At 41.7% G+C, this 17,424-nt stretch carries 8 protein-coding genes, 11 tRNA genes and 3 rRNA genes; 1 reads left to right on the top strand and 21 read right to left on the bottom strand.

The annotated features are described in order from the left end of the window. Nucleotides 1-49 precede the first annotated feature (49 nt). The 17 genes from ltrA to MHI02_RS03505 form a co-directional block, all read right to left on the bottom strand. Nucleotides 50-1,309 carry a group II intron reverse transcriptase/maturase gene (gene ltrA / locus MHI02_RS03585; RefSeq protein ID WP_047183676.1) on the bottom strand — a complete coding sequence of 420 codons (1,260 nt, stop codon included), beginning with the start codon at nt 1,307-1,309 and terminating at the stop codon, nt 50-52. Nucleotides 1,310-1,904: 595 nt separating this feature from the next. Next, nucleotides 1,905-2,019 (bottom strand): 5S ribosomal RNA (rrf, locus tag MHI02_RS03580). A 68-nt stretch (nt 2,020-2,087) separates the two neighbouring features. After that, nucleotides 2,088-5,004 (bottom strand): 23S ribosomal RNA (locus MHI02_RS03575). Nucleotides 5,005-5,534: 530 nt separating this feature from the next. Beyond that, nucleotides 5,535-7,100, bottom strand: a 16S ribosomal RNA gene (locus MHI02_RS03570). Together the 16S, 23S and 5S rRNA genes form the textbook arrangement of a ribosomal RNA operon. A gap of 533 nt (nt 7,101-7,633) precedes the next feature. Next, nucleotides 7,634-7,984, bottom strand: coding sequence for a hypothetical protein (locus MHI02_RS03565; protein ID WP_341165637.1), 351 nt, complete (start codon nt 7,982-7,984; stop codon nt 7,634-7,636). A 953-nt stretch (nt 7,985-8,937) separates the two neighbouring features. Beyond that, a tRNA-Ile gene (locus tag MHI02_RS03560) sits at nt 8,938-9,011 on the bottom strand. 13 nt (nt 9,012-9,024) lie between these two features. After that, nucleotides 9,025-9,098: transfer RNA gene (locus MHI02_RS03555), tRNA-Gly, on the bottom strand. A gap of 185 nt (nt 9,099-9,283) precedes the next feature. After that, a tRNA-Pro gene (locus MHI02_RS03550) sits at nt 9,284-9,360 on the bottom strand. A gap of 7 nt (nt 9,361-9,367) precedes the next feature. Further along, nucleotides 9,368-9,444: transfer RNA gene (locus tag MHI02_RS03545), tRNA-Arg, on the bottom strand. A 32-nt stretch (nt 9,445-9,476) separates the two neighbouring features. Further along, nucleotides 9,477-9,560: transfer RNA gene (locus MHI02_RS03540), tRNA-Leu, on the bottom strand. A 12-nt stretch (nt 9,561-9,572) separates the two neighbouring features. Next, nucleotides 9,573-9,645 (bottom strand) — tRNA-Lys (locus MHI02_RS03535). A gap of 131 nt (nt 9,646-9,776) precedes the next feature. Next, nucleotides 9,777-9,851 (bottom strand) — tRNA-Gln (locus MHI02_RS03530). Nucleotides 9,852-9,857: 6 nt separating this feature from the next. Further along, nucleotides 9,858-9,934: transfer RNA gene (locus tag MHI02_RS03525), tRNA-Asp, on the bottom strand. 12 nt (nt 9,935-9,946) lie between these two features. Beyond that, a tRNA-Glu gene (locus tag MHI02_RS03520) sits at nt 9,947-10,018 on the bottom strand. 11 nt (nt 10,019-10,029) lie between these two features. After that, nucleotides 10,030-10,120: transfer RNA gene (locus MHI02_RS03515), tRNA-Ser, on the bottom strand. A 4-nt stretch (nt 10,121-10,124) separates the two neighbouring features. Then, nucleotides 10,125-10,199 (bottom strand) — tRNA-Asn (locus MHI02_RS03510). Between the two features lie 401 nt (nt 10,200-10,600). Then, nucleotides 10,601-11,059, bottom strand: coding sequence for a SprT family protein (locus MHI02_RS03505; protein WP_341165636.1), 459 nt, complete (start codon nt 11,057-11,059; stop codon nt 10,601-10,603). 444 nt (nt 11,060-11,503) lie between these two features. On the opposite strand from MHI02_RS03505, the gene MHI02_RS03500 reads away from it, so the two are divergent. Beyond that, nucleotides 11,504-12,988, top strand: a complete 1,485-nt coding sequence (locus tag MHI02_RS03500) for a catalase (RefSeq protein ID WP_047183650.1) — start codon at nt 11,504-11,506, stop codon at nt 12,986-12,988. Between the two features lie 60 nt (nt 12,989-13,048). Here the strand turns inward: MHI02_RS03500 and MHI02_RS03495 are convergent, their stop codons facing one another. From MHI02_RS03495 to rsbW, 4 genes are all read right to left on the bottom strand, one after another. Further along, nucleotides 13,049-15,208 carry a Tex family protein gene (locus MHI02_RS03495; RefSeq protein WP_379566671.1) on the bottom strand — a complete coding sequence of 720 codons (2,160 nt, stop codon included), beginning with the start codon at nt 15,206-15,208 and terminating at the stop codon, nt 13,049-13,051. Between the two features lie 374 nt (nt 15,209-15,582). Beyond that, nucleotides 15,583-16,185: an indirect negative regulator of sigma-B activity gene (locus MHI02_RS03490; protein ID WP_225344141.1), complete on the bottom strand. Its 603-nt coding sequence runs from the start codon at nt 16,183-16,185 to the stop codon at nt 15,583-15,585. Next, nucleotides 16,182-16,973, bottom strand: coding sequence for an RNA polymerase sigma factor SigB (gene sigB, locus MHI02_RS03485; RefSeq protein WP_060668397.1), 792 nt, complete (start codon nt 16,971-16,973; stop codon nt 16,182-16,184). The genes MHI02_RS03490 and sigB overlap by 4 nt, the downstream gene beginning before the upstream one ends. Then, entirely contained in the window at nt 16,945-17,424 is a 480-nt protein-coding gene (gene rsbW, locus MHI02_RS03480) for an anti-sigma B factor RsbW (RefSeq protein WP_060668398.1), read from the bottom strand. Before rsbW ends, sigB begins: the two co-directional genes overlap by 29 nt.

Raw genomic sequence — 17,424 nt, 5'->3', positions numbered from 1 at the left:
CCGACCTCTCACACCACCGTACGTACGGTTCCGTATACGGCGGTTTCATTTAAGTCCAACGTAATGTTTGATATCGATAATATAGACTCTTCAGCCCTTGGTTTGACCAGTATCGGTCACCAAGGGCTTTATGCAAGATTGGGCTATTGGCTATTCGCCAATAGGCTTTCCTTGTGTTTGCCCATTCCCACGCTTTTCCCTTATTGATTCCTTGTTTCATTAAGTTCTTATACTTTGTTTTGACTTTCTTCCACTCCTTCCAACGTATCATTCGCAGCCTTCTTCGAATCCAGCTATCTAGACCTTTAAATATAGAAGGTGTATCTGCCAGTTGATAATAACCAAGCCAGCCCACTAGGTATCGATTTAACTTCTCAATCCTATCCTTCATGTTCATAGACTTCCTTCTAGAAGTTAGTTCTCTAATACGTTGTTTGAAACGTTGGACACTTTCTTTAGAAACCCGAATCTTCGGTTTTTCCTTATGGACAGTGAAAGAAAAGCCAAGGAATTTGCGTTTCCATGGACGGTCTACTGCACTTTTCTGTTCATTTACTTTTAATTTAAGTTTTCCTTCGATGAATTTAGTAATACTTTTCATCACTCGCAAACCGGCTCTTTTGGAGCGTACATAGATATTACAATCGTCCGCATAGCGGACGAAATGAAGTCCTCTTTTCTCCAGTTCCTTGTCTAACTCATCTAGGACAATATTTGAAAGTAGTGGACTTAATGGGCCACCTTGCGGCGCTCCTTCTGTGTTTGGACGCACTATCCCGTCCTCCATTACACCTGCTTGTAGATATCTGCGAATTAGTTTAAGCACTCTGGAATCATTAATCCTTTGGCTCAATGTACGCATTAATCTATCGTGATTAACTTTATCAAAGAATTTCTCTAAATCCATGTCGACGACCCAACGATATCCTTGTTTAATATAGTTTCTTGCTTCTCTTACAGCGTCATGACCTCGCCTTTTAGGACGAAATCCATAGCTATGTTGAGAGAATGTTGGGTCATAAATATCTGTTAGGACTTGTGCAATTGCTTGTTGGAGGAATCGGTCCATCACAGTAGGAATCCCCAACTTCCTCTTCCCGCCGTTTGGTTTCGGGATTTCGACACGACGAACGGGTTGAGGATAGTAGGTTCCCTTTTCGAGTTGTCCTCGAATGGTAGTCCAGTGTTCCAAGATATGCGCTCGTAGGTTTTGTACGGGCATTTCATCTACACCGTGACTTCCTTTATTTCCTTCTACGCGTGTTAGCGCTTGTATTAAGTTTTCCCGTGATAGTATTCTCTCCAACATGGTATCTAACTCCTACGTGAATTGTCCGTCCTTCTTGTGTGGCAACTACTTTCAGCCCTTCTAATGTCCCCCACGGATTCACCGTTTCCTCCATTAGGAAGGAATAAATGTTTCTGCTTCATTAAGTGTTGCGTACGTAAAGTGGCAATTCTCCTTAAATGATTCAGCCCTTCCTAGATATTCTAGAAGTATCTAGTACTATGGCTTCTGCTGATTTCTGATAGTTCAGCGAACATTCGCATGTTCGGTTACGCAATGTGTTGCGCATTTCTAACAGACCTCCCCGGGTAAGGATGCAATCTTTCCTTCCACCTATCTGCTTCATTTACTCTGTATCACCTTCGACAGAAAGGACTTTGTTTTGTTTTGCAAACTCATCCAATGATACCTAGCCTTATATGAAGTTTGTGTTCCTCAGACCGGAAGTTTGCCGCCCGCTTCCTTCAGATTCCGCGTCACCACGGACACCCTTGCGTTGAGCTAACCGCTACTTCTGTCTTCACGGCTCGGGACTTTCACCCTAGAGATTGCACCCATGCCGGGCGCACAAAAAGACAGGATATGATTTTTCTATCATATCCTGTCTTTCCATATTGCCTGGCGGCGTCCTACTCTCGCAGGGGGAACCCCCAACTACCATCGGCGCTGGAGAGCTTAACTTCTGTGTTCGGTATGGGAACAGGTGTGACCTCTCCGCCATCGCTACCAGACAATTGATATTCAATTAGGATTTGTATCCTGAAAACTAAATAAGAGTAAATCAAGACATGAAAAGAAATTAGTTAAGTCCTCGATCGATTAGTATTTGTCAGCTCCACGTGTCGCCACGCTTCCACCTCAAACCTATTAACCTCATCGTCTCTGAGGGATCTTACTCATTTAAAATGATGGGAAGTCTCATCTTGAGGGGGGCTTCATGCTTAGATGCTTTCAGCACTTATCCTTTCCATACGTAGCTACCCAGCTATGCTCCTGGCGGAACAACTGGTACACCAGCGGTATGTCCATCCCGGTCCTCTCGTACTAAGGACAGCTCCTCTCAAACTTCCAACGCCCACGACGGATAGGGACCGAACTGTCTCACGACGTTCTGAACCCAGCTCGCGTACCGCTTTAATGGGCGAACAGCCCAACCCTTGGGACCGACTACAGCCCCAGGATGCGATGAGCCGACATCGAGGTGCCAAACCTCCCCGTCGATGTGAACTCTTGGGGGAGATAAGCCTGTTATCCCCGGGGTAGCTTTTATCCGTTGAGCGATGGCCCTTCCATGCGGAACCACCGGATCACTAAGCCCGACTTTCGTCCCTGCTCGACTTGTAGGTCTCGCAGTCAAGCTCCCTTCTGCCTTTACACTCTGCGAATGATTTCCAACCATTCTGAGGGAACCTTTGGGCGCCTCCGTTACCTTTTGGGAGGCGACCGCCCCAGTCAAACTGCCCGCCTGACACTGTCTCCGAACCGGATCACGGTCCTGGGTTAGAAGGTCCATACAGCCAGGGTGGTATCCCACGGATGCCTCCACGTAAGCTGGCGCTCACGTTTCTAAGGCTCCCACCTATCCTGTACAAGCTGCACAGACATTCAATATCAGGCTACAGTAAAGCTCCACGGGGTCTTTCCGTCCTGTCGCGGGTAATGCGCATCTTCACGCATCGTATAATTTCACCGGGTCTCTCGTTGAGACAGTGCCCAAGTCGTTGCACCTTTCGTGCGGGTCGGAACTTACCCGACAAGGAATTTCGCTACCTTAGGACCGTTATAGTTACGGCCGCCGTTTACTGGGGCTTCGGTTCTAAGCTTCGGGCAAAAGCCCTAACTCTTCCCCTTAACCTTCCAGCACCGGGCAGGTGTCAGCCCCTATACTTCGCCTTTCGGCTTCGCAGAGACCTGTGTTTTTGCTAAACAGTCGCTTGGGCCTATTCACTGCGGCTCTACTCCGTAGAGCACCCCTTCTCCCTAAGTTACGGGGTCATTTTGCCGAGTTCCTTAACGAGAGTTCTCCCGCTCACCTTAGGATTCTCTCCTCGCCTACCTGTGTCGGTTTGCGGTACGGGCACCTGTGACCTTGCTAGAGGCTTTTCTCGGCAGTGTGAAATCAGGAACTTCGGCCAGAAGGCCTCCCCATCACAGCTTGAAATGGCCAGGCGGATTTGCCTACCTGACTTTCTCACTGCTTGGGCGCACACATCCATCCGTGCGCATTCCTTATCCTACTGCGTCCCCCCATCGCTCAAACGGTCATGAGGTGGTACAGGAATATCTGCCTGTTGTCCATCGCCTACGCCTTTCGGCCTCGGCTTAGGTCCCGACTAACCCTGAGAGGACGAGCCTTCCTCAGGAAACCTTAGGCATTCGGTGAAAGAGATTCTCACTCTTTTTTCGCTACTCATACCGGCATTCTCACTTCTAAGCGCTCCACCAGTCCTCACGGTCTGACTTCACAGCACTTAGAACGCTCTCCTACCATTGTTCGTAAGAACAATCCACAGCTTCGGTGATACGTTTAGCCCCGGTACATTTTCGGCGCAGAGTCACTCGACCAGTGAGCTATTACGCACTCTTTAAATGGTGGCTGCTTCTAAGCCAACATCCTGGTTGTCTAAGCAACTCCACATCCTTTTCCACTTAACGTATACTTTGGGACCTTAGCTGGTGGTCTGGGCTGTTTCCCTTTCGACTATGAACCTTATCACCCATAGTCTGACTCCCAAGTTTAAGTATCTGGCATTCGGAGTTTGACTGAATTCGGTAACCCGATGAGGGCCCCTAGTCCAATCAGTGCTCTACCTCCAGTACTCATCATCTTGAGGCTAGCCCTAAAGCTATTTCGGAGAGAACCAGCTATCTCCGTGTTCGATTGGCATTTCACCCCTACCCACACCTCATCCCCGCATTTTTCAACATACGTGGGTTCGGGCCTCCAGTCAGTGTTACCTGACCTTCACCCTGGACATGGGTAGATCACACGGTTTCGGGTCTACGACCGCATACTAAATCGCCCTATTCAGACTCGCTTTCGCTACGGCTCCGTGTCTTCCACTTAACCTTGCATACAATCGTAACTCGCCGGTCCATTCTACAAAAGGTACGCCGTTACGCATGAACGCGCTTCGACTACTTGTAGGCACACGGTTTCAGGTACTCTTTCACTCCCCTCCCGGGGTGCTTTTCACCTTTCCCTCACGGTACTGGTTCACTATCGGTCACTAGGGAGTATTTAGCCTTGGGAGATGGTCCTCCCGGATTCCGACGGAATTCCACGTGTTCCGCCGTACTCAGGATCCACTCCGGAGGAAATTCTTTTTCGATTACAGGGCTGTTACCCTCTTTGGCTAACCTTTCCAGGTTGATTCATCTAAAGAATTTCTTTGTAACTCCTTGTGGAGTGTCCTACAACCCCAGAGAGCAAGCTCTCTGGTTTGGGCTGTTTCCGTTTCGCTCGCCGCTACTTGGGAAATCGCATTTGCTTTCTCTTCCTCCAGGTACTGAGATGTTTCAGTTCCCTGGGTGTGCCTCTTATGCCCTATGTATTCAGACATAAGTCCTGTTCCATTACGAACAGTGGGTTTCCCCATTCGGAAATCCTCGGATCTATGTTTACTTACAACTCCCCGAGGCATATCGGTGTTAGTCCCGTCCTTCATCGGCTCCTAGTGCCAAGGCATCCACCGTGCGCCCTTATTCACTTAACTAAGTTTACAATGAATAAGCGTGCTATTATATAGCCTTGCTTTAAATCTAGCTTCAGCTCCTAACGACTAGCGTACTTCCTTCACCTTCGTGCGATAAGTCAACATCGATTCACTTTCGTTCATCGTGTTTCCTTTATCTCCTTCGGCTCAGTCCAGTCCGTACGTCGTTGAACAGTCGCTTCAGCCTTTTAATTGATGTCGTTTGATTACTCTTATTTAGTTTTCAAGGTACAAAGTTCCAAAGAGATTTGCTCTCTCAAAACTGAACCAAACAACACAGTATGCTTCATCCAAATTAGGATGTTCCGTAATGTCCAGCTGCAGCACCCAGCGACTAGCAAACTTCCTTTACCTCCGCGCGATAAAGAAGACTTGCCGACTGGTGAAACCAGAGGCTTAGTCGCACTTATACCCTTGTGGTGTAAGTCAACATCGATTCACTTACGTTCATCGTGTTTCCTTTATCTCCTTCGGCTCAGTCTAGTTTGTACGTCGCTAACCGGGTGCTTCCGCTTTTCGTATATCCTTAGAAAGGAGGTGATCCAGCCGCACCTTCCGATACGGCTACCTTGTTACGACTTCACCCCAATCATTGGTCCCACCTTCGGCGGCTGGCTCCAAAAGGTTACCTCACCGACTTCGGGTGTTACCAACTCTCGTGGTGTGACGGGCGGTGTGTACAAGACCCGGGAACGTATTCACCGCGGCATGCTGATCCGCGATTACTAGCGATTCCGGCTTCATGTAGGCGAGTTGCAGCCTACAATCCGAACTGAGAATGGTTTTATGGGATTTGCTTGACCTTGCGGTTTCGCTGCCCTTTGTACCATCCATTGTAGCACGTGTGTAGCCCAGGTCATAAGGGGCATGATGATTTGACGTCATCCCCACCTTCCTCCGGTTTGTCACCGGCAGTCACCTTAGAGTGCCCAACTTAATGCTGGCAACTAAGATCAAGGGTTGCGCTCGTTGCGGGACTTAACCCAACATCTCACGACACGAGCTGACGACAACCATGCACCACCTGTCACTTTCGTCCCCGAAGGGAAATCCCTATCTCTAGGGAGGTCGAAAGGATGTCAAGACCTGGTAAGGTTCTTCGCGTTGCTTCGAATTAAACCACATGCTCCACCGCTTGTGCGGGTCCCCGTCAATTCTTTTGAGTTTCAGCCTTGCGGCCGTACTCCCCAGGCGGAGTGCTTAATGCGTTAACTTCAGCACTAAGGGGCGGAAACCCCCTAACACCTAGCACTCATCGTTTACGGCGTGGACTACCAGGGTATCTAATCCTGTTCGCTACCCACGCTTTCGCTCCTCAGCGTCAGTTACAGACCAGAGAGTCGCCTTCGCCACTGGTGTTCCTCCATATCTCTACGCATTTCACCGCTACACATGGAATTCCACTCTCCTCTTCTGCACTCAAGTCCTCCAGTTTCCAATGACCCTCCACGGTTAAGCCGTGGGCTTTCACATCAGACTTAAAAGACCGCCTGCGAGCGCTTTACGCCCAATAAATCCGGACAACGCTTGCCACCTACGTATTACCGCGGCTGCTGGCACGTAGTTAGCCGTGGCTTTCTGGTTAGGTACCGTCAAGGTCAGGTCAGTTACTACCTGACTTGTTCTTCCCTAACAACAGAGTTTTACGATCCGAAAACCTTCTTCACTCACGCGGCGTTGCTCCGTCAGACTTTCGTCCATTGCGGAAGATTCCCTACTGCTGCCTCCCGTAGGAGTCTGGGCCGTGTCTCAGTCCCAGTGTGGCCGATCACCCTCTCAGGTCGGCTACGCATCGTTGCCTTGGTGAGCCTTTACCTCACCAACTAGCTAATGCGCCGCGGGCCCATCTATAAGTGACAGCTTACGCCGCCTTTCAAACTTCTTATTATGCAATAAAAAGTATTATCCGGTATTAGCTCACGTTTCCGCGAGTTATCCCAGTCTTATAGGTAGGTTGCCCACGTGTTACTCACCCGTCCGCCGCTCTTTCCACTAATTTCATCCCGAAGGGATGAAATTAGCTTCCAGCGCTCGACTTGCATGTATTAGGCACGCCGCCAGCGTTCGTCCTGAGCCAAGATCAAACTCTCCAAAAAAGTTTGTTTAGAATTAACATAATTAATTCTATCTCTTAGCTTCTAGAAGTGTTACCTTCTATTTTAAAAGAAAAAGAGTTTCTTTTATCTTAACATACTGGTTGTTTTGTTCAGTTTTCAAAGAGCAAATTCATTTAATCGCTTCGTAACAGCGACTTTTATAATATATCACTTTTAGCATCTCATGTCAACAATTATTTTTAATTAGTTGTCGTTAATTAGATGCGCCTTTCAGAAGCGACAATGAATACTATAGCATCCTTATCAATCAATTGTCAACAGTTTTTTCAAGAAATTTTTGCGATGTGTTTTTTTGTTTTGCGAACAAAAATAAAACCATCATTTTTGATCAAAAAGTTGAGCAACATTTTTTGAAAATAACACTTAAATTGGACATGGGTATCCTATTATCCAGAAATTCGACTTTAGGATTTTCAATTATTCAAAATCTAGAAAGTTTAAGATATGAGAATTCTTTTTCGCTGTCCCTTTAATCTTTAATAACTTTTTATCTATAATAAACCATAACTTCTTTAATCTAGATAAAGGAGGCTTAGACTATATTCCCCTTTAAAAACAGATACAGGAAATCGATATTTTTGTATGCTCATTTGATATTCTGTATTAATCGTTATTTTTTCCCAGATATCTTCTGTGAAGGCGTAATCCCTCTCTTTATAAATAATCTGGGCTTTATCATTTATTTCAATTGCTTGATTTTTACCTTCATCTTCTAATTCAACAACCAACTCAAATTTATCACCAGTTTTTTGTTTATTAATCACTTCGAAAGTTCCAAAAGAAGAAACGAAATACAAAAAGTGATTAGACATAAAATAAGCAATAACAAGACCAACAAATATGTAAATATATTTTTTCTTCATTCTATCCCCCTTTATTTATTTTTCTTTAGGCAAAGCGTAACATTTTTTCCCATTAATTGGGTATAATTAATTTGAAATTTTATTATTAATTCACCCATTCTAGGTTGATGTAAATGAACCTCCCCTTTTTTCTTGAACACATTATTGATATTCACACTCCTGAACTAAGTAATGATAATGACTCCAAATGCCGTCTAGATTTAAGTAACAAAGGCTGTGGTTTTTAATCTACAATAAAAATAAGAAGACTTTCATCATTGGGAATTCCTTCATCCCCAATGATGGTTAGTCACACTTATCGGATCTTTACGGGTAGTTAATCTCCCACCCACCTCCTTTGTTTCCTAGGGGGGTTCTGGGCTAACAATTAAAAGCCTTTGAATTATTCAACAGAAACAACAAATTAGGAGAAATAAAAAAGAAATTCCTATCAATAAGGGTTAGAATAAAGGTAGTATCGCACTTAACCTTTCTAGGAGGAGAGCATTGTATTCCGTCAGTTTATGAACAAACAAAAAAATAGAGCCATAGTTTGAAATTTTTTTCAAACCACGACTCCACCCTCACAAGTTGTGTATATGGTAACATAGAACTTTCAAATAAAAAGTTTAATACTCGGGGTACACAGAAAATACTTTTAAAGTTAATTTCAAGTTGTTGGAAACTAATTTAAACGGAAAAACATTCACCGAAAAATTCATTCATCATATTAAAGACGAAATAAAGGTATATTTCTACATATCTAATAATCTAGGTATCGTCTTTATTATCAATTGAGAGGAAAACATGAAAGGTACTACAAAGTATATAGCTTCGAGGGATAATTATTATAAGAAAAGAAAAACAGCCGTCATCTTGTCGATGTAAGTATAGGAACAAATCTAGTTATGAGGTAACCTAGATCCCCTAAAATTACAGTAGATACAAGAGGACGAGCCGAATGTCTTGTTGGATGGGCCTGAGTGGACTTGAACCACCGACCTCACGCTTATCAGGCGTGCGCTCTAACCAGCTGAGCTACAGGCCCATTATAAAAATAATGGAGCGGGTGATGGGAATCGAACCCACGACATCAGCTTGGAAGGCTGAGGTTATACCATTTAACTACACCCGCGCAATATAATAAATTTGTACTTCAGATTCAATCTCGACCAACATGCCTCTCCATCTACAAGCCTATTCAAGGAAGTCAATACTTCGAGGCAACTCGTAGATTATTCGGTAGAAGTGTCGCTCGTGGCTGAGGTTATACCATTTAACTACACCCGCATATATAATAGATTGATAGAAAAGTAATAATGGTCGGGAAGACAGGATTCGAACCTGCGACCCCATGGTCCCAAACCATGTGCTCTACCAAGCTGAGCTACTTCCCGATAATAATGGCGCGCCCGAGAGGAGTCGAACCCCTAACCTCTTGATCCGTAGTCAAACGCTCTATCCAATTGAGCTACGGGCGCAATAATGTAATAAAATAAATTATAGTTCATGATGCGGTCGAGAGGACTTGAACCTCCACGGGATTAACTCCCACTAGGCCCTCAACCTAGCGCGTCTGCCATTCCGCCACGACCGCAAATATTAAAAGTGAGCCATGAAGGATTCGAACCTTCGACCCTCTGATTAAAAGTCAGATGCTCTACCGACTGAGCTAATGGCTCGTAATATTTAAAGGTTTTAGTTCTTTTCATAAAAAAATACTATTGCATCAATAGTATTTAAGACCCGCCATTAAACTCTAACAATACATGTAAAGCAGATTAATATAAGGAATTAATACAAAAAGAAAAAATGGCTGGGCCACTAGGATTCGAACCTAGGGTACACGGGATCAAAACCCGATGCCTTACCGCTTGGCTATGGCCCAATTGAATGGCGGTCCGGACGGGACTCGAACCCGCGACCTCCTGCGTGACAGGCAGGCATTCTAACCAACTGAACTACCGGACCTATTTATAAAGATGACCCGTACGGGATTCGAACCCGTGTTACCGCCGTGAAAGGGCGGTGTCTTAACCGCTTGACCAACGGGCCACTATGTAAAGTGGCGGAGAAGGAGGGATTTGAACCCTCGCGCCGCTATCGCGACCTACACCCTTAGCAGGGGCGCCTCTTCAGCCTCTTGAGTACTTCTCCAATATGGCTCCACAGGTAGGATTCGAACCTACGACCGATCGGTTAACAGCCGATTGCTCTACCACTGAGCTACTGTGGAATAAAATTAATTCTTCTATATTCTACTGCATTAACATATGTTTATTTTTAACATTTATTATTAGCAGCGACGTTTTATATAATAAACGATTTAAAGTGGATTGTCAACTGTTTATTAAGATTTTTTTATCATCGCAAAACTTAAAAATAAAAAATCCGAAACAGCTTTATTAATTTATCATGGATAAAAAAATCCGTCAACATTTTTGTAAAAGTTGTAGGAAAACAACGTAAGTCGCTTTTCCTAGTTACCATCTTTCATAAAGGATTCACTAACACACATCCTTATAAGGTATAAGTTATTTTTAAGAAAGTTTATTTTCAACATGTACAGACTTACTTTCTACATAAGTGTAACTTTCGCAGAAGCTAATAACGAACGCCAGTATTTCAAAAACGTTTTTATTCTTCTATTAATATAAGCCTACCTCTACATTTACCGCACCTATATTTATTTGTATCTACTCTACGCTTTCTCTTATATTCATAGTGACAGTCTTTACATCTATATAAGTACTTATACATATTTGCTTGTGAAGGCAAAGGTTTGCAATGCCTTGGAGATCCGGTCTTTTTTAATAATTTCTTAAAATCTGCATCTCCGTGTTTATACCCTTTTCCGTCTATATGTAAATGATAATGACATAATTCATGCTTAATGATTCCGATAAATTCACCAGTTTCCGTCTCTACAGCATATTTTGGATTTAACTCAATTAATCTTTCAGAAGGTAAATACCTACCTCCTGTTGTACGTAAACGATGGTTAAAAACTACCTTGTCTGTGAAAGGTTTGCCGAAGAATTTCAACGATATATCATTAACCAAATTAACTAATGATTTCTCATTTAATGGATCCATTTGAAAACACCTCATTATACTTCTATATCTTATCATATCATAAAAATAAGTTATATAATCATTCTGTTAGTTCCTTTTTAATAACTTCACTCTTACCAATAACATTTACTTGTTTAAAATTATTGTAATTAAATATTGATTTTTAATTGTAATGTATTATAATATGAATTGGGAGTGATTTTAATCCATTCCCGATTATCACATTAAGTGATAATCGTCCTTTTCAATTCATATGGATTTAAATATATACACGCTACATAGATTTATCCCACCTGAAGTCTACGTTATAAAGGTTAAATCTATTTAGAGAACTTGGTATTCGTCAGGCCTTTAGGCGGATGCCTGAGTTACATTTATGCAGAGAGAAAGTTTAATACTTTCCTATCTGCCAGAGTAGTAGTCTTAGATTACTAGAACAAATATTATTCGGAAGGGGATAATACAATGAGTGAAGAAAAGAAAAAACTAACTACCGCATTTGGTGCTCCAGTACCTAATGATGATGATGTTAAAACGGCAGGTAAACGCGGTCCACTATTAATGGAGGACTTCTGGTTTATTGAAAAGCTTGCACATTTCGATAGAGAAGTAATTCCTGAACGCCGTATGCATGCAAAAGGTTCCGGTGCATATGGAACATTTACCGTAACGAATGATATTACTAAATATACAAAAGCGGATATTTTCTCCGAAGTTGGTAAGAAGACGGATATGTTCATTCGCTACTCCACTGTAGCTGGTGAACGTGGTGCACCAGACGCTGATCGAGATATTCGCGGTACAGCAATGAAGTTCTATACAGAGGAAGGTAACTGGGACTTAGTTGGGAACAACACTCCTGTTTTCTTCATGAGAGATCCTAAGAGATTTCCAGATTTAAACCATGTTGTGAAACGCGATCCAAAAACAAATATGCATAGTTCACAAGCAAACTGGGATTTCTGGACATCACTTCCTGAAGCACTTCACCAAGTAACGATTGTAATGAGTGACCGAGGAATTCCAGCAAGCTACCGAAATATGAATATGTTCAGTAGCCATGCGTACAGTTTAATTAATGCAAATAATGAGCGTGTATGGGTGAAATTCCACTTTAAAACACAACAAGGTATTAAAAACCTAACAGATCAAGAGGCTGAAGTTTTAAGAGGTAAAGAACCAGATAGCCATCAAAAAGATTTATATCATGCTATTGAAAATGGGGACTATCCAAAATGGACCATGTACATTCAAGTCATGACAGAAGAACAAGCAAAGGAATTGCCGTACAATCCATTTGACTTAACAAAAGTTTGGTATAAAAAAGACTTCCCTTTAATTGAAGTTGGGGAAGTTGAACTTAATCGTAATCCTGAAAACTATTTTGAAGAAGTGGAGCAAGCTGCATTCGCACCAACCAACATCGTTCCTGGTATTGGATTCTCACCAGATAAAATGTTACAAGGTCGCCTGTTCTCATACGGGGATGCACAACGTTATCGTTTAGGTGTAAACCACTGGCAAATCCCAGTTAACTATCCGAAGAACGCAAAGAATTTCCATCCTTACCACAGAGATGGTCAAGGAAGAGTAATCCCTGCTTCTGGTGGTCGAATCTCCTACTCTCCAAATAGTTATGGAGAATGGCAAGACAGTAAAGAACATCAAGATCCATTATACGATGGTGGCGGAATCGGATACTATGATTTCCGTGAAGACGATGATCTTTACTTCGAACAACCTGGTAAGTTATTTAACCTAATGTCTGAAGAGCAACAAAACCAATTATTCGGAAATACTGCTCGTGCAATGGAAGGAACAACAAAGGACATCCAATTACGACATATTACCAACTGTTACAAAGCTGATCCTAAATATGGTGAAGGTGTTGCAAAAGCTTTAGGAATTTCCCTAAGTGAAGTAGAAGCTGCAATTGGTGTAGAAAAATAAACCACAAAAAACCAAGGTGAACTAAAATGTCACCTTGGTTTTTTTCATTATCTAATTCCATTACTTCTCATTCCGTACCATCGATAAAGCAACTCTTCCTTTATCCACATCAATATCTTCTACCCATACGGTAACAACATCCCCGACTGATGCAATATCCATTGGGTGTTTGACAAACTTATTCGCCATTTTTGATATGTGTACAAGCCCATCCTGTTTGACACCAACATCGACAAACACACCAAAGTCTACCACGTTACGAACTGTACCTTGCAATTCCATACCCGGTTTCAGATCTTCTAATGTCATGACATTTTGTTTCAATAATGGTTGTGGAAAGTCATCACGCGGGTCTCTTTCTGGACGACTTAATGCATTTAAGATGTCTACTAAAGTAGGTTCTCCAATTTCTAATTGTTCCGCTACTTCTTTTTTATCCAATCCATTTATTTTATCTCGGATTTTTTCTGTCCCAATATCACTTATCGTACAGTCCATCATTTCTAAAAGTCTTTCTATACTAGGATAGCTTTCTGGGTGAATGGGAGTTCTATCCAATGGATTCGCTCCATCAATAATGCGTAAAAATCCAATAGCTTGTTCATAAGTCTTCGCACCAAGTCTTGGTATTTTCTTCAATTCTTGACGCTTCGTAAATTTCCCCTCTTCATTTCTGCGTTTCACAATATTATTTGCAACGGTTTTGCTTAAGCCTGAAACATATTGTAATAAAGAAGAAGATGCTGTATTCACATTTACACCCACTTGGTTTACGGCTGTTTCTACAACAAAGGTTAATGACTCATTTAATGCTTTTTGGCTTACATCATGTTGATACTGACCGACACCAATTGATTTAGGATCGATTTTCACAAGTTCTGCCAATGGATCTTGTACACGGCGCGCTATAGAGGCTGCACTCCGCTGTTCTACTTGTAGGTCAGGAAATTCCTCACGGGCAAGTTCTGAAGCAGAATACACACTTGCTCCAGCTTCATTAACAATGATGTAAGGTATGCTTAGCTGATTGTTAGAGATAACATCTGAAATAAATTGTTCGGTTTCTCTTGATGCTGTTCCATTTCCAATCGCTACTAATTCAATATGAAACTTCCTTACGATTTCCATAACTATTTTCTCAGATCCAACTACATCATTCTTTGGTGCAGTCGGATACATGACCCCAACATCAAGTACCTTTCCAGTTTCATCCACCACAGCTAATTTACAACCTGTACGATAGGCCGGATCGACACCAAGAATCGTTTTTCCTTTTAATGGCGGCTGTAATAATAGATTTTTTAAATTTACTGCAAAGACATCAATCGCTTGTTCTTCTGCTTTTTCAGTTAAGCTCGCTCTAATCTCTCTTTCAATGGATGGTTGTATTAAACGCTTATAACTATCTTCTATTGCCGCCTTCAATATTGCCTTGATTTCTTCGTTTGTTTGTTTTTTAATGACTTTATTCTGTAAAAATTCATGAATTCGTTCTACAGGTGGTTCAATGGATACCTTTAATATATCTTCCTTTTCCCCACGATTTAATGCTAGGATTCGATGGGAAACAAGCGAGCGAACCGCTTCATGATATTCATAGTACATGCCATAAACACGTTTTTCATCTTTTTCTTCATCTTTTACTTCTGATTCAATCATTCCTCGCTTAAATGTTTCTTCCCGAATATAATCACGAAACTCCGCATCATCTGAAATCCATTCGGCGATAATATCATTTACTCCCGCCAATACATCTTCCACCGTATGTAATTCGTGTTCTTCAGAGAAGTATTTTTGCGCTTCTTCTTCTACTTGAGCAATCTCTTGGTCCCAAATTAATTCAGCAAGAGGCTCTAGCCCCTTTTCTTTTGCAATCGTTGCTTTTGTTCTTCTCTTTTGTTTATACGGACGATATAGATCTTCCACTCTTTGCAGTTGGGTTGCGGCTTTTATTTCCTTTTCTAAGTCATCAGTTAATTTCCCTTGTTCCTCTATAATCCGAAGAACTTCTTGTTTTCTTTCTGATAAATGGACCGCATATTGATACCTGTCTTGAATATTTTTAATCTGAACTTCATCAAGTCCACCAGTAACTTCTTTCCGATACCTGGCAATAAAAGGGACTGTATTTCCTTCACTTAATAATTCAATAACCTTTTCCACAATATTGACTTTTACTTCTGTATCTTTAGCTACTAGTCCTACAATATCTTGTTCCATATCTACTGCCATTGATAAGCCTCCTTAAGCAATCATTAGAAAACTTGGCACCCACTATTAGGCTGGGTAGACGCCATAGTTACACTTATGCAAATCTATACGGTGGGGCAAGTAATCGGAGCCCCAAACAGGAAAGATCTTTATACTTTCCTTCCTGCAAAGACGTACAACCTCCCTATATCTTACCACATTGTGTTTTAACGTGAACTTTTTAAAAAACTAAGCATCCCCAAGCCTTTTGGGAGGTGCTTAGCTGCTCCAAGGCGGACCTTTACGGTGGGGCGAGTATTCTGGCTCCAGTCAGGAAGTTTTTCACACTGCCTGTCTGCCAAACATGAAAAAAGACCGACACCCCTACTCTAATGTCAGCCATCTTACGCATCTCTATAACTCATTGCTATTAACGTTGTATCATCAGAACGATCCTCTTTGCTTATGAATTTATAAGCCCTCGTTATACTCTCCACATCTTTCTTATTCTCAAAGGATAACTTGGTTAATTCACTATCCAGTACCCCATCAGAAAACATAATAAAATTCGAAATTCCTTCAAGTTTTCCCCTTATTACTTTACATGGCCTTTTAAAACCACCTAAATAACCTGTATTAGGAATACTACGTTTTTTCTTTCCGCGAATAACTTGTAATATCCCGATGTTTCCGACAGAAGAAAAAGAATAAGAACGTTGACTAAAATCCATTTTTAATATTCCTAATACAACTCCTCGTTTCCCTATTAATTGTTCATTGGCCTTGGATAGGATTTGTTCTACTTCAACATCCGGGTTCTTTTTTATAATATCTATGACAATTTCAGATGATTCGTTTGCATATTTTCCACTACCAAGACCATCTGCTAGCGCACAAATGAACCCTTTCTCTGTTTCTTTGTAGAAGTAACTATCTCCGCAATAATAATTGCCATTTTTCGGTTTTTGGAAGATAGAAACTTCTATTTTGTTATTTGTAAAACTCAATCGAAAACCTCCGTACTATTAGATTGAATGGCTTCTCGCAACCTTCTTAAAGCTCGTCTTTGCAGTCTAGAAACATGCATTTGAGATATTCCTAGTTTTTCTCCTGTTTCCTTTTGGCTCAAATTCTCGAAATATGTAAATCTTATAATTTGTTGTTCCCGTTCTGATAAAACTGGGAGGATTTTTTCCAAAATAATCTTGTAGTCGATGGTGTTATAACCACCTTCTTCAGATCCAATTAAATCAATTAATGCAACCGTTCCACCTTCAGAATCCGCCTCAACCTTTTTATCCACAGAGAGTGCATTGTAACTTTTGCCCATTTCCATGGTTTCCAAAATTTCCTCTTCTGAAGCATCCAAGTAATCTGCTATTTCTTTAATAGTTGGAGATTTTTGATTCGTAGCCATTAAAACATCTACCGCTTTTTTAATTTTAGGGCCCAACTCTTTAATACGACGCGGAACATGGACACTCCACGTTTTATCACGAATATAACGTTTAATTTCACCAATCATTGTTGGAATTGCAAAAGACTCAAATGATTTTCCAAATGATGCATCGTACCTTCTAACTGCAGCTAATAAACCAATCATTCCTACTTGTACGAGGTCTTCGTGTACTGTAGAGTTTTTCGAATACTTCATAGCGATGGATTCTACAAGGTTTTGGTATCTAAGAATAATTTTCTCTTGTGTGGCCTTATCTTCAGGGTTTTGTTGGAGATGTTCTATCCACTGGTAAACCTCATCTCTTCCTTTATGATTGGCTTGAGACTTGGTCATCATCTAAGTCCACCCCTACCCCATTTAAATACTTCGTCATTAACACAGTAACTCCATCCAGACCATTATTGATTTGAACCTTATCCATCAAAACTTCAATTAAAAATAGTCCAAATCCGCCTTCCCTGAGATCCTCCATTGATTCAGACTTTTTGTAGGGTCCTATTTTACTTTTCACCTCGTTTAATTGGAAACTTTCTCCGTCATCAGCCACCATTACTTCTAAACGATCCTCATATACACCAAAACTAATGGTTATTTCTCCTTCTCCCTCTTTGACACCACCATGTGTAATAGAATTCGTAATCGCCTCCGAAATGGCAACCTTAATATCTTCAATTTCCTCATAAGAAAAGCCTATTCGATTCGCTATTCCAGATAATGTCAAACGAATCACACCAACATATTCCGCTTTTGCTGGTATTTTCATTTCTATCAAGTCAACATTGCTCAT

It is taken from the genome of Oceanobacillus sp. FSL K6-0118 (genome assembly GCF_038006665.1).
Classification (GTDB): Bacteria; Bacillota; Bacilli; order Bacillales; family Amphibacillaceae; genus Oceanobacillus; species Oceanobacillus caeni.
This window is presented reverse-complemented; position numbering and strand designations above follow the sequence as displayed.